12 protein-coding genes are annotated in these 12,570 nt (G+C 70.5%); 3 read left to right on the forward strand and 9 right to left on the reverse strand.

Annotated elements, in window-relative coordinates; genetic code table 11:
* Positions 1 to 757 precede the first annotated feature (757 nt).
* Both ITP53_RS48625 and ITP53_RS48630 read left to right on the forward strand, forming a co-directional pair.
* Entirely contained in the window at positions 758 to 1,357 is a 600-nt protein-coding gene (locus ITP53_RS48625) for a hypothetical protein (protein WP_195902277.1), read from the forward strand.
* Between the two features lie 234 nt (positions 1,358 to 1,591).
* Entirely contained in the window at positions 1,592 to 3,127 is a 1,536-nt protein-coding gene (locus ITP53_RS48630) for a glycosyltransferase family 39 protein (protein ID WP_328818244.1), read from the forward strand.
* Positions 3,128 to 3,309: 182 nt separating this feature from the next.
* Here the strand turns inward: ITP53_RS48630 and tyrS are convergent, their stop codons facing one another.
* The gene (gene tyrS / locus ITP53_RS48635; protein WP_195902278.1) at positions 3,310 to 4,575 is read right to left on the reverse strand and encodes a tyrosine--tRNA ligase; all 1,266 of its coding nucleotides are present in this window, start codon (positions 4,573 to 4,575) and stop codon (positions 3,310 to 3,312) included.
* 83 nt (positions 4,576 to 4,658) lie between these two features.
* Between tyrS and ITP53_RS48640 the strand changes: the two genes are divergently transcribed.
* Entirely contained in the window at positions 4,659 to 5,060 is a 402-nt protein-coding gene (locus ITP53_RS48640) for a PH domain-containing protein (protein ID WP_195902279.1), read from the forward strand.
* Here ITP53_RS48640 and ITP53_RS48645 read toward each other — a convergent pair.
* From ITP53_RS48645 to ITP53_RS48680, 8 genes are all read right to left on the reverse strand, one after another.
* Positions 5,000 to 5,680, reverse strand: coding sequence for a DNA-3-methyladenine glycosylase (locus ITP53_RS48645; RefSeq protein WP_195902280.1), 681 nt, complete (start codon positions 5,678 to 5,680; stop codon positions 5,000 to 5,002). The genes ITP53_RS48640 and ITP53_RS48645 overlap by 61 nt on opposite strands.
* Positions 5,662 to 7,083, reverse strand: coding sequence for an argininosuccinate lyase (gene argH / locus ITP53_RS48650; RefSeq protein WP_195902281.1), 1,422 nt, complete (start codon positions 7,081 to 7,083; stop codon positions 5,662 to 5,664). The genes ITP53_RS48645 and argH overlap by 19 nt, the downstream gene beginning before the upstream one ends.
* A gap of 35 nt (positions 7,084 to 7,118) precedes the next feature.
* Positions 7,119 to 8,318, reverse strand: a complete 1,200-nt coding sequence (locus ITP53_RS48655; RefSeq protein WP_195902282.1) for an argininosuccinate synthase — start codon at positions 8,316 to 8,318, stop codon at positions 7,119 to 7,121.
* A gap of 47 nt (positions 8,319 to 8,365) precedes the next feature.
* Positions 8,366 to 8,884, reverse strand: a complete 519-nt coding sequence (locus ITP53_RS48660; RefSeq protein ID WP_195902283.1) for an arginine repressor — start codon at positions 8,882 to 8,884, stop codon at positions 8,366 to 8,368.
* On the reverse strand, positions 8,884 to 9,840 hold the full coding sequence (gene argF, locus ITP53_RS48665) for an ornithine carbamoyltransferase (RefSeq protein ID WP_195902284.1): 957 nt from the start codon (positions 9,838 to 9,840) through the stop codon (positions 8,884 to 8,886). Before argF ends, ITP53_RS48660 begins: the two co-directional genes overlap by 1 nt.
* The gene (locus ITP53_RS48670; RefSeq protein ID WP_195902285.1) at positions 9,837 to 11,003 is read right to left on the reverse strand and encodes an acetylornithine transaminase; all 1,167 of its coding nucleotides are present in this window, start codon (positions 11,001 to 11,003) and stop codon (positions 9,837 to 9,839) included. The genes argF and ITP53_RS48670 overlap by 4 nt, the downstream gene beginning before the upstream one ends.
* Positions 11,003 to 11,875 carry an acetylglutamate kinase gene (gene argB / locus ITP53_RS48675; RefSeq protein WP_195902286.1) on the reverse strand — a complete coding sequence of 291 codons (873 nt, stop codon included), beginning with the start codon at positions 11,873 to 11,875 and terminating at the stop codon, positions 11,003 to 11,005. Before argB ends, ITP53_RS48670 begins: the two co-directional genes overlap by 1 nt.
* A partial coding sequence (locus ITP53_RS48680; protein WP_195902287.1) for a bifunctional ornithine acetyltransferase/N-acetylglutamate synthase occupies positions 11,872 to 12,570 on the reverse strand: 699 nt, incomplete at its 5' end. The genes ITP53_RS48680 and argB, both read right to left, overlap by 4 nt.

Below are 12,570 nucleotides of genomic sequence, written 5' to 3' on the forward strand. Positions count from 1 at the left end.
CAAAAAATGCCTGGAGGGAATGAAAATCCCAACCTTCAAAAGGAATCCGTCAAACCAATGACGGGGTCATACATGTAAAACATGCACTGGCTTTTAACACACTGTTGAGTTCTCAAGAAACGGACGCATACATCCTTGCCGAAGTCCTGTTCAGGATCCCGACCCGGAGGCGTGATTCACGTTTCATTCATATTAATTGATTCGCCCGTTTCAAGTCAAATCCGGAGATTTGCTAGAAGCTCGATCGAATCCCTCTAATATGGTGCGCCCCGTTCTGGGGCAACCCTCGCAACTTACCGTGCCATCCAGGGCCCGTCAAATCAACCGGTTTTTCGGCGATCCTCGAGTGCCCGGAGACGGACTCGTACCGGAGCATGCCGAAGCGGCTCCACCGAGTGGCTCGTCATATCAAGGGGCTTCGCCCTGGGGCCCGTCCGCCTGACCGGCGTCCGGCTCACTCCCGGGGCAAAGTGAAAGACTAGGTCGCCTTCCGCCTCACGTCAAATCACCCCGCCGGGAGCGCCCCGGCCTCTGTACGGCCACCGCGACGTCCGGGCGCTTTGAGCTGGGCCTCCAGGACATGGCGGTGTCACCGTGAGGCCTGCTTGCCAGTCCATGCCAGGAGAAGAAGAGCAGACGCACCACGAGGGACGGGGGCTCCTGGCAAGGTCCCCTTGAAGGCCCTGGGAAAGGCGAGGCGGACAGCCGTACCGTTGAGGACATGTGCCTTCCCCCAGAGACACGGAGGTGAGCGGACGTGGGTTCGGTGGCGATCGGGGTGCGCGATCACTGTGGCTGGGCGGTGGTGGTGGCGGTGGCGGGCGCGCCGGAGACGCCGCAGGTGGTGCTGCGCCGGCGGGTGACGCTGCTCGACGATCCTGCGCTGCCCGACCAGCCCTACCATGCCGCGGCCGGGCTGGGGCTCGACACGGCGGCCGACCTGATCGGCCGCGTGGAACGGTCGGCGCGTACGGCCTCCCGAGACGCCCTCGCCTCCGCCACGCACGAGCTGGCCGGGCATGACGTGCTCGGTGTGGCGCTCGATCTGGGAGCGGTCGGCGCCGGCCGGATGATGGTGCCCGACGACCTGGGCGAAGTGCTGGGGAAACACCACTACCTGCACGGAGCCGAGGGCGAGCTCTACCACGAGGCGCTGATGGACGGGGCGCGAGAGGTGGGCCTCACGGTGAGCCGGTACGACTTCAAGGAGCTGCGCGGCACGGCGGCCCGGATACTGGGTCCGGCCGTGTCAGGGCGGGTCGACGGGTTGCGCGCACAGGTCGGCGCCCCGTGGACACGCGACCACAAGGACGCCGCCCTGGCCGCCCTCCTCGTGCTCGCGGGCCCACCCACCTGACCGCCGCTTGCCGGGCGCTCACAGGCGCTCCCGCTTGACCGCCGCCCTCCTCGTGCTCGGCAGCACTCCCGCCTCACCGTCATCCTGGCCGCTTTGCTCGTGCTCGCGGGCGCTCCCGCCTGACCGGCGCTCTGATCTCTGATCGTGCTCACGCCACCTGATCGACGAAGATCCGGTACGCGGAAACCATCACGTTTGCCGTGTTCCTGGGCCTCTGGCGCGTATCCTTCCCCGGTGACAACTGCCGCCACACTCGCTCCCCCGACCCGTCCGGCCGAACGTCTCCGCACGTCGGCCCCCTGGTGGATGGCGTTGATCGCCGGAGCGGCGGCGTTCTCGGGAACAACCGCCGCCACCCTGAACGGCGACGAGCTGGCCACGATCAGCTCCGCGTCGCGGTCACTGTCCGGGATGTGGGAGCTGGCGCAGCACATCGACGGCCATTTCCTGCCGTACTACCTGTTCATGCACTTCTGGATGAAGGTGGGCACGGCGGAGCTGTGGCTGCGGCTTCCTTCGGCGGTGGCGATCGCCGTGTCGGCTTGGCTCCTGGTGGATCTGGGCCGGCGGCTGTACGGCATCCGGGCCGGCGTGGTCGCGGCCGCCATCTTCGCGATCCTGCCCTCAGTGTCCTACTACGGGGCCTTCGCCAGGTCGTACGCGTTCGCCGCGGCGGCGGTGGTGTTCTCGTTCTGGGCGCTGCATCGGGCCGTCGAACGGTCGGACGGCCGGCGGTGGGCGGTTTACGGGGTGGCCGTCGCGCTCGTGTGCGCCACGCACTTGTTCGCGGTGCTCGTGTTGCCCGCGCACCTGGTGCTGGCGCGCCGGGCCGTGGTGGTGCCGATGTTCGCGGCGCTGGCCGCCGGGTGCGTGCCCGCCGTGGTGCTGGGGCTGGTGGGGTACGGAGAGCGGCACGCGATCAGCTGGATTCCGCAGCGCGGGCCCGAGGTGTGGCTGAAGTTTCCGAAGATGGCGGCGGGGGCCACCGGGCTCGGCGTGCTGCTGTTCACACTGGCGCTGGCCGGGGCCGTCCTGTTGTGGCGAGCCGGGAATCGCGGCGCGACACCACGGCACGGCAGGTCCGCGCGCCTCGGCCCGGCGGCATCAGACGGCGGGACCGCGGATTTCGGCCAGGGTGGTGTGGAGTCTGGGCGGTGGGTGTTCGTGCTGGTGGGGTGGCTGGTGTTGCCGCCGCTGTTGCTACTCGCCGTGTCCCACCTCGTGACCCCGGTGTACGTGGACCGCTACCTCTTCGTGACCGCCCCGGCGCTGGCGCTGCTGGCGGGTGTGGCGGTCGCCTGCCTGCCCCGGTTCCAGGTGGCGGCCGGGGTGGTGGTCGTACTGCTGGGTTGCGCGCTGGCCTTCCCCGACCATGTGGAGGTGCGGGAGGAGAACGGGCGGTTCGAGAACATCCCATGGGCGCTGCGTGTGATCAGGGCCGAGCCCGATGACGCGATCGTCTACGGGCAGAGCCAGCTGCGGACGGGATTCGAGTACTACGCGGATTCGCTGATGCCGGTCGACGTGCTCAAGGCCGGCAACGCGCCTTCTCCCGACGGTTTCGGCTACCCCGAACGTACCGACGTCGCCGCCGCGTTGGAGAAGCGCGACCGGGTGTGGGTGGTCTGGCGCGGGACCAAGCAGTCGGGCCTGGAAGGCGACGCGGTTCCGCGCGTCGCCGAGGTGGAGCGGGCCGGCTACGAACTCAGCTCCGCCAAGCACTCCGCCGACCTGCCGGGACTGACGGTGGCCCTGTTCACCCGCCGGTGAGGCACGGCGGGAGCCCCTGCCGGTGACGTACGGCGGGAGCACCTGCCGGTGATGGGCGGCAGGAGCAGGACGGCGACGTGAAGCGGGAGCACTGCTCGTGACGGGGGCGGCGGGAGCGGGGCGGGTGTGGCACGGAAAAGCGGGCCCCTCCGCTTCGGGAAGGGCCCGCTCGGGTGAGGGGATCAGCCGACCTCGACGCCGCCGATCGACTTCTTGCCGCGGCGCAGGACCATGAAGCGGCCGTGCAGCAGATCCGCGGCCGCCGGCACGTAGCCCTCGTCAGTGATCTTGACGTTGTTGAGGTACGCCCCGCCCTCCTTGATCGTCCGCCTGGCCGCCGACTTGGACTCCACCAGGCCGCTGTCCGCCATCAGGTCGACGAGGGGGGCGCCGAGCGCGGGCACGCTCGCCTTGGGCACCTCCGCCAGCGCCGCCGCCAGCGTGGCGGCCGTCAGGTCCTCCAGCGCACCCTGGCCGAACAGCGCCTTCGAGGCCGCCTGGACCGCGGCCAGCTCCTCCTTGCCGTGCAGCAGCTCGGTGAGCTCCTCGGCCAGCGTCCGCTGGGCCTCCCTGGCGAAGGGGCGCTCGGCGACGGCCTTCTCCAGGGCCTCGATCTCCTCGCGGCTCCTGAACGTGAACACCTTGAGGTAGTGGATCACGTCGCGGTCGTCGGAGTTGAGGAAGTACTGGTAGAAGGCGTACGGGGAGGTCATCTCCGGGTCGAGCCAGAGGGCGCCGCCCGCCGTCTTGCCGAACTTGGTGCCGTCGGCCTTGGTGATCAGCGGCAGGGTCATCACGTGGACGTGGCCGCCCTCGACGCGGCGGATCAGGTCGGCGCCCGCGATGATGTTGCCCCACTGGTCGCTGCCGCCGATCTGCAGCGTGCAGCCGTAGCGGCGGTAGAGCTCGAGGTAGTCGTTGGACTGCAGGATCTGGTAGCTGAACTCGGTGTAGCTGAGCCCCTCACCGGCCAGGCGGGCGGACACGGACTCCCTGGCCAGCATGCGGTTGACCGGGAAGTGCTTGCCGATGTCGCGCAGGAAGTCGATGGCGGTCAGCTCGCCGGTCCAGTCGAGGTTGCTGACCATGAGCGCGGCGTTCGGCCCGGCCTCGAAGTCGAGGAAGCGGCCGACCTGCCCGCGCAGCCGTTCCACCCACTCCTCGACGACCTCGCTGGCGTTGAGCGAGCGCTCGGTGTTGCGTCCGCTCGGGTCGCCGATCAGGCCGGTGGCGCCGCCGACCAGACCGATCGGGCGGTGCCCGGCGAGCTGGAAGCGGCGCAACGTGAGCAGCGGCACGAAGTGACCGATGTGCAGTGACGGCGCGGTCGGGTCGAAACCGGAGTACAGCGTGATCGGCCCCTCCGCCATGGACGCGCGCAGCGCCTCGAGGTCGGTGGACTGGGCGATCAGGCCTCGCCACGCGAGGTCGTCAAGGATGTCGGTCACGATGCTGGCTTTCCAGTAGGCGTCGGTGGTTACAGCGTGCCTGATCGCCCAGGGTGACCGCCACTTGGATACGCTCTGTCTCCATGTGGAGGGTCCGTCGCGAGCTGGCCGTTTTCAAGATCTTAGGGGGTCTGGTATGTGCCGGGCTCGCCGTTTACTGGTGGGTGGCAGGCGATGTGCGCGGTGTGATCCTGGCCGTGCCCGCCGCCGTCCTGGTGGGCGGGATGGGGGTGCGTGATCTGATCGCCCCCGTACGCCTGGCGGCCGACGAGAGCGGGATCACCGTGGTCCACGGGTTCGCGGGCCGGCGGCACGTGCCCTGGGAGGCGATCTGGGACATCAAGGTGGACGTGCGCAGGCGGTGGGGGCTCCGTAGCGAGATGCTGGAGATCGACACCGGCGACTACCTGCACGTCTTCAGCCCTCACGAGCTCGGCACCTCGCCCACCGAGGTGGCCGCCACGCTGCGGCGGCGCGGCACGTGAGCGCGGTACGGCGAGACGGAGGGGTCGCCGTCGATCCAGAACCGCCACGGCGTCTCCTTGGCCGTCGAGACGCCCGTGCGCGGACCCGACCTGATGACCTCGGGCAGCACCGGCCGCCCTTCGAGCATGGTGGCCGACTGCCGGGGCCACCCGGCGGGTGAGACCTCGCGGACGGCGTCGAGGCCGTTGTGCTCGCGCAGCAGGCCGAGGGCCACGGTGAGCCTGGCGGGGCCGCGCGCGAGGTCGCGGTCCTTCGCTTTGGACCGGCGGGACCTGGCCTCGTCCAGGCCCGCGACGACCTCGCCCGCGCGCAGCAGCACGGCCGAGCCGAAGCCCTCGGACAGGCACACCAGGTTCGCGCAGAAGTGCATGCCGTAGGTGAAGTAGACGTACAGGTGACCGGGTGGGCCGAACATCACCGCGTTGCGCGGGGTCCTGCCGCGGTAGGTGTGCGCGGCCGGGTCCTCGCCGGGGCCGCCGTACGCCTCGACCTCGGTCAGGCGCACGGCGACGGAGCCGTGCACGAGGACGCGCCCGAGCAGGTCGGGCGCCACCTCGTGGGACGGCCGGTCGAAGAAGCTCCGCGGCAGCGCGGCGGAGCTCAGCTCCCCGCGGCCCATGCCGCCTGCGCGTCGACCGCCTCCCTGAGCGCGATCAACTGGTCGCGTACGCGGTCAGGAGCGGTGCCGCCATGGGCCTTGCGCGCGGCCAGGGCGCCGGGCACGTTGAGCACGCCGCGCACGTCGGGCGTCAGGTGCGGCGAGACCTTGACCAGCTCGTCGTCGGTGAGGTCGCCCAGGTCCTTGTCGTTGACCTGGCACCAGACCACCAGGTGGCCGACCGCCTCGTGCGCCTCGCGGAACGGCACCCCGCGCCGCACCAGCAGCTCCGCCAGGTCGGTGGCCAGCGCGAACCCGTCGGGCGCGGACGCCTCCATGCGCGCGGTGTTGACCCGCATGGTCGCCACCAGGCCGGCCATCGCGGGCAGGACCAGCAGCAGCGTGTCGACCGAGTCGAACACCGGCTCCTTGTCCTCCTGCAGGTCGCGGTTGTAGGTCAGCGGCAGGCCCTTGAGCGTCGTCAGCAGCGACATCAGGTTGCCGATCAGGCGCCCGGACTTGCCGCGGGCCAGCTCGGCCACGTCGGGGTTCTTCTTCTGGGGCATGATCGACGAGCCGGTGGAGTAGGCGTCGTCCATCTCGATCCAGCGGAACTCCTGCGAGGCCCACAGGACGATCTCCTCGCCGAGCCGCGACAGGTGAACGCCGATCATGGCCGCGTCGAACAGGAACTCCGCCGCGAAGTCGCGGTCGGCGACCGCGTCCATCGAGTTGGGTGCGGCGGCGGAGAAGCCCAGCTCCTCGGCCACGGCCTGCGGGTCGAGCGGCAGCGACGAGCCCGCGAGCGCGCCGGCGCCGAGCGGGGAGATCGCGGCGCGCTTGTCCCAGTCGGTGAGCCGGTCGATGTCGCGGGCGAAGGCGTGCACGTGCGCCAGCAGCTGGTGGCCGAACGACACAGGCTGCGCGTGTTGCAGGTGTGTCATGCCGGGCGCGGCGGTCTCGGCGTGCGTGGCGGCCTGGGTCATCAGCGCCGTCTCCAGCTCGACCAGGCGCGAGACGATCGTGCGGGCGTGGTCGCGCAGGTAGAGGCGCAGGTCGGTGGCGATCTGGTCGTTGCGGCTGCGCCCGGCGCGTAGCTTGCCGCCGAGCGAGCCGAGCCGCTCGAGCAGGCCGCGTTCCAGCGCGGTGTGCACGTCCTCGTCGGCGACCGTCGGCCGGAACTCACCCGCCTTGCAGGCGCGTTCCAGGTCGTCGAGCGCGCCGATCATGCGCTCGAGCTCCTCGTCGCTCAGCAGCCCCGCCTTGTGCAGCACGCGGGCGTGCGCCCTGGACGCGGCCAGGTCGTACGGCACCAGCCGCCAGTCGAAGTGCACGCTCACGGACAGCCGGGTCAGCGCGTCAGCCGGGCCACCCTCGAAACGCCCGCCCCACAGCCGCATCGGCTTGCCATCACTCACCGTCATCTCCTCTGCTTTTCCCCCGGCGACCATAGTGCACGTCAGCCCTTCTTCGCGTCGCGGGCGGCCGCGATCTTGGCCGGCAGGGAGAAGAGCTGGACGAAGCCCTTGGCCAACGACTGGTCGAAGGTGTCGCCCGTGTCGTACGTGGCCAGCGAGAAGTCGTACAGGGAGGCGTCGGAGCGGCGGCCGGTGACGGTGGCCTGGCCGGCGTGCAGGGTCATCCGGATCTCGCCGGTGACGTGCTTCTGGGCGTCGGCGATCAGCGCGTCGAGGGCGCTCTTGAGCGGCGAGAACCACAGGCCGTCGTAGACCAGCTCGCTCCACCGCTGGTCCACGCCGCGCTTGAAGCGGGCCAGGTCGCGTTCGACGGTGACGTTCTCCAGCTCCATGTGCGCGGCGATGAGCGCGATCGCGCCCGGCGCCTCGTACACCTCGCGGGACTTGATGCCGACGAGGCGGTCCTCCACCATGTCGATCCGGCCGACGCCCTGCGCGCCGGCGCGCCGGTTGAGCTCGTCGACGATCTGGTACGGCGTCAGCGCCCGCCCGTCGACCTTGACCGGCACGCCCTGCTCGAACGTGATGACGACGTCGTCGGCCGGGCGCGGCTCGGCCGGGTCGGCGGTGTAGGAGTAGACCTCCTCGGTGGGCGCGTTCCAGATGTCCTCGAGGAAACCGGTCTCGACGGCGCGGCCCCAGAGGTTCTGGTCGATGGAGAACGGGTTCTTCTTCGACGTCTCGATGGGCAGGCCCTTGGCCTCGGCGTACTCGATGGCCTTGTCGCGGGTCCAGGCGAAGTCCCTGGCGGGCGCGATGACCTGGAGGCCGGGGGCCAGCGCGGCCAGGCCGGCCTCGAAGCGGACCTGGTCGTTGCCCTTGCCGGTGCAGCCGTGGGAGACGATCGTGCCGCCGAACTGCTTGGCCGCCGACACCAGGTGCTTGACGATGAGCGGCCGCGACAGCGCGGAGACCAGCGGATAGCGGTCCATGTAGAGGGCGTTGGCCTGCAGGGCGGGCACGCAGAAGTCCGCGGCGAACTCCTCCTTGGCGTCCACCACGACGGACTCGACCGCGCCGCAGTCCATGGCCCGCTTCTGCACGACCTCCATGTCCTCGCCGCCCTGGCCGAGGTCCACGGCGACGCAGATCACCTCGGCGTCCATCTTCTCTGCGAGGTACGGGATGGCGACGGAGGTGTCGAGGCCGCCGGAATAGGCGAGCACTACTCTCTCGGACATTTCTTGGTCTCCAAGTCTCAAGTCTCTGATTGATGGGGCCGGCCCGCTCAGGGAGCGGGCTGACTACGTCGATCGGCCGCCTTGAGCAGCGCGTCCGCGACGGCCTGCCCGCCCGCCGGGTCGCGGCTGATGACGAGGATGGTGTCGTCGCCCGCGACCGTGCCGAGAATCGAGTTCCAGTCGGCGTGGTCGATGGCGGAGGCCAGGAACTGGGCCGCGCCCGGAGGGGTTCGCACGATGACCAGGTTGGCCGACGCCTCGGCTTCCACCAGCAGCTCTTCGGCGATGCGGTGCAGCCGCGCGGCCGGGGACTCGCCGGTGCCCAGCCGCGCGATCGGGATCCGGCCGCCGCCCTCGCCGGGCAGCGCGTACACGAGCGAGCCGTCCTCGGCGCGCAGCTTGAGCGCGCCGAGCTCGTCGAGATCCCGCGAGAGCGTGGCCTGGGTGACCTCGACGCCGCTCTCCGCGAGCAGCTTGGCCAGCTCGGGCTGGGAGCGCACGGCCTGGCGCTGCAGCAGGTCGGTGATCTTCGCCTGCCGCCCGGCCTTGGTCATCGGTATGGTCATCAGCCCTCCGGACCCATGCCCTGGCCGCCGCGCCCGGTACCGCCCGACACCAGCCAGTGGAGCAGCGCCTTCTGGGCGTGCAGCCGGTTCTCCGCCTGGTCCCACACGACGCTGCGCGGGCCTTCGAGGACCTCGGCGGTGATCTCGTTGCCGCGGTAGGCGGGCAGGCAGTGCAGCACGATCGCGTCGTGCGCGGCGTGTTCGAGCAGCTCCCCGTTCACCTGGTACGGCCTGAGCGCGGCCACCCGCTCCTCCTTGCCTTCCTGGCCCATCGAGACCCACGTGTCGGTGGCGATCACGTGGGTGCCCTGGGCGGCGGCGACCGGGTCGGACAGCGCCACGACCGAGCCTCCGGTCTTCGCGGCGATGGCGGCGGCCTGGTCAAGGATGACGGCGTCAGGCTGGTAGCCGGCCGGGCCGGCGATCCGTACGTGCATGCCGGCGGTGGCGCCGCCGAGCAGGTAGGAGTGGGCCATGTTGTTGGCGCCGTCGCCGAGGTAGGTCAGCGTGACCCCGGCCGTACGGCCCAGCCGCTCGTGGACGGTCTGCAGGTCGGCGAGGATCTGGCAGGGGTGGAACTCGTCGGTGAGCGCGTTGACCACAGGCACCCGGGAGTGGGCGGCCATCTCGTCGATGAGCGCCTGCCCGGTGGTCCGCCAGACGATGGCGGAGACCTGCCGGTCGAGCACCCTGGCGAGGTCGGCCACCGGCTCGCCGCGGCCCATGAGCACCGAGACGTTGTCCACGACGAGCGGCAGGCCGCCGAGCTCGCCGATGCCGGTGTGGAAGGAGACGCGGGTCCTGGCGGACGGCTTGTCGAACAGCACGGCGACGGTCCGCGGCCCCTCGAACGGGCGGTAGCCGAACCGGTCCTTCTTCATCGCGGCGGCGAGTTCGAGCACCTGCGCCTGCTCGGCGGGCGACAGGTCGTCGTCGCGCAGGAAGTGCCGCGTCACTTGGCCGCCTCCGTCAGGATCGCGGGGAACGCCGTCACGAGCGCGTCCACCTCGTCCGCCGTCACGACCAGCGGCGGGGCGAGGCGGATCGCATCCGGCTGGAGTGCGTTGACCAGGAAGCCGGCGTTCGCGGCCGCCTGCTGGACCTCGGCCGAGCGCGGCTCGCGCAGCACCGTGGCCAGCCACAGGCCGCGTCCCCGCACGCCCTGCAGCAGCGGGTGGTCCACGGCCTCCAGCCCGGTGCGCAGCCGGGCGGCGACCGACTTGACGTGGTCGAGGTCGAGGTTGTCGAGGACGGCCAGCGCCGCCGCGCACGAGACCGGGTTGCCGCCGAACGTCGAGCCGTGGTCGCCCTTGCCGAACAAGCTGCCCGCGTCGCCGAACCCGACGCACGCGCCGATCGGCATGCCGCCGCCCAGGCCCTTGGCGAGGGTGAGGATGTCGGGGGTGACGCCGTCGGCCTGGTGGGCGAACCAGTGTCCGGTACGCCCGATCGCCGACTGGATCTCGTCGGCCACCAGCAGCGCGCCGGTGTCGTCGCAGATCTCGCGGGCGGCCTCGAAGTAGCCCTCGGGCGGCGGCACCACGCCGGCCTCGCCCTGGGTGGGCTCCAGGAACACCGCGATGCAGTCGCCGGTCACGGCCTCCTTGAGCGCGGCCTCGTCGCCGTAGGGGACGAAGCGGACGTTGATCGGGAAGGGGCCGAACTGGTCCCTGATCGCCTGCTTGCCGGTCAGGGACAGGGCGCCGATCGTCCGGCCGTGGAAGCCGTTCTCGGCGGCGACGAAGTAGGAGCGGCCCTCGCGGCGGCCGTACTTGAGGGCGAGCTTGTACGCGGCCTCGTTGGCCTCGGTGCCGGAGTTGGCCAGGAAGATCTTGGCGGGGGCGTTGAGCAGGTCGAGGAGCTTCTCGGCGAGCAGCACCTCCGGCTCGTGCAGGAACAGGTTGCTGGTGTGCGCGATCGTGGCGACCTGCTTGGTGACGGCCTCGACCAGGGCGGGGTGGGCGTGACCGAGCGAGCTGGTCGCGATGCCGCCGATGAAGTCGAGGTAGTCCTTGCCGTCCACGTCCCAGACGCGGGTGCCCTCGCCGCGCGCCAGCGCGATCGGCGGGACCCCGTAGTTGGGCATGAACGCTTTCTCGAACCTCTCTTGCAGGCTCATCACGGCATCACCATCGTTCCGATTCCCTCATTGGTGAAGATTTCCAGCAGCAGTGAGTGGGTGACGCGGCCGTCGAGTACGTGGGCCTGGGGCACACCGCCGCGTACGGCCGTCAGGCAGGCCTCCATCTTGGGGACCATGCCGCTGGACAGGGTGGGCAGCAATTTCTCCAGCTCGTCGGCGTCGAGCTGGTCGATCACGTCGGTGTCGTCGGGCCAGTTGGCGTACAGGCCCTCGACGTCGGTGAGCACGATCAGTTTCTGCGCCTGGAGCGCCACGGCCAGCGCGGCGGCGGCGGTGTCGGCGTTCACGTTGTAGATCTGCCCGTCGTCGCCCCTGGCCACGCTGGACACGACCGGGATACGGCCGTCCTCGATCATGGCGTGCACGGCTCCTGGCCCGACCTGGACGATCTCGCCGACCTGGCCGATGTCCACGGGCTCGCCCTCGACGAGGGCGTGCTTGCGCACGGCGGTGAACAGGTGGGCGTCCTCACCCGACATGCCGACCGCGAACGGGCCGTGCCGGTTGACCAGGCCCACGATGTCGCGGTTGACCTGGCCCGTCAGGATCATCCTGACGACCTGCATGGCTTCCGGCGTGGTGACCCGCAGCCCGGCGGTGAACGTGGACTCGATGCCCAGCCTGTCGAGGGCGCCGCTGATCTGGGGGCCGCCGCCGTGCACGACGACCGGGTGGAGCCCGGCGTGGCGCAGGAAGACGACGTCCTCGGCGAAGCCCTCCTTGAGGGTCTCCTCGGTCATGGCGTTGCCGCCGTACTTGATGACGATCGTGGCGCCGTGGAAGCGGGTCAGCCAGGGCAACGCCTCGATCAGCGCGCCGGCCTTGGACTGCGCGGTGCTCAGCCTCATGAGGAGTACGCCGAGTTCTCGTGGACGTACGCGGCGGTCAGGTCCGTGGTGTGGACGGTGGCCGTGTGCGGGCCCGCCGACAGGTCGACGGTGATCGTCACGTCTCTGGGGCGCATGTCCACCTTGGAACGGTCGTCGCCGACCGCGCCGGCCCGGCAGATCCAGATGCCGTTGATCGCCACGTTGATCCGGTCGGGCTCGAAGACGGCGTCGGTGGTGCCTGCCGCGGCCAGGACGCGGCCCCAGTTGGGGTCCTCGCCGTGGACGGCGCACTTGAGCAGGTTGGACCGGGCGACCGAGCGACCGACCTTGACCGCGTCCGCCTCCGAGGCGGCGCCGACCACCTCGATGGCGATGGCCTTGGAGGCGCCCTCGGCGTCGACCAGGAGCTGCCTGGCCAGGTCGGCGCAGACCTCCGTGACCTTCTGCTCGAACTCGGCGAGGTCCGGCCTCACCCCGGAGGCGCCGCTGGCCAGCAGCAGCACGGTGTCGTTGGTCGACATGCAGCCGTCGGTGTCGAGCCGGTCGAACGTCATGGCCGTGGCCCTGCGCAGCACCGCGTCCAGCTCCTCGCTGGTCAGCTCGGCGTCGGTGGTGATGACACACAGCATGGTGGCCAGGGCGGGAGCCAGCATGCCAGCCCCCTTGGCCATCCCCCCCACCATGTACCCGCGGGGGGCTCCGCCCCCCGCGGG

The sequence above is a fragment of the Nonomuraea cypriaca genome (genome assembly GCF_015645445.1).
Lineage (GTDB): Bacteria > Actinomycetota > Actinomycetes > Streptosporangiales > Streptosporangiaceae > Nonomuraea > Nonomuraea cypriaca.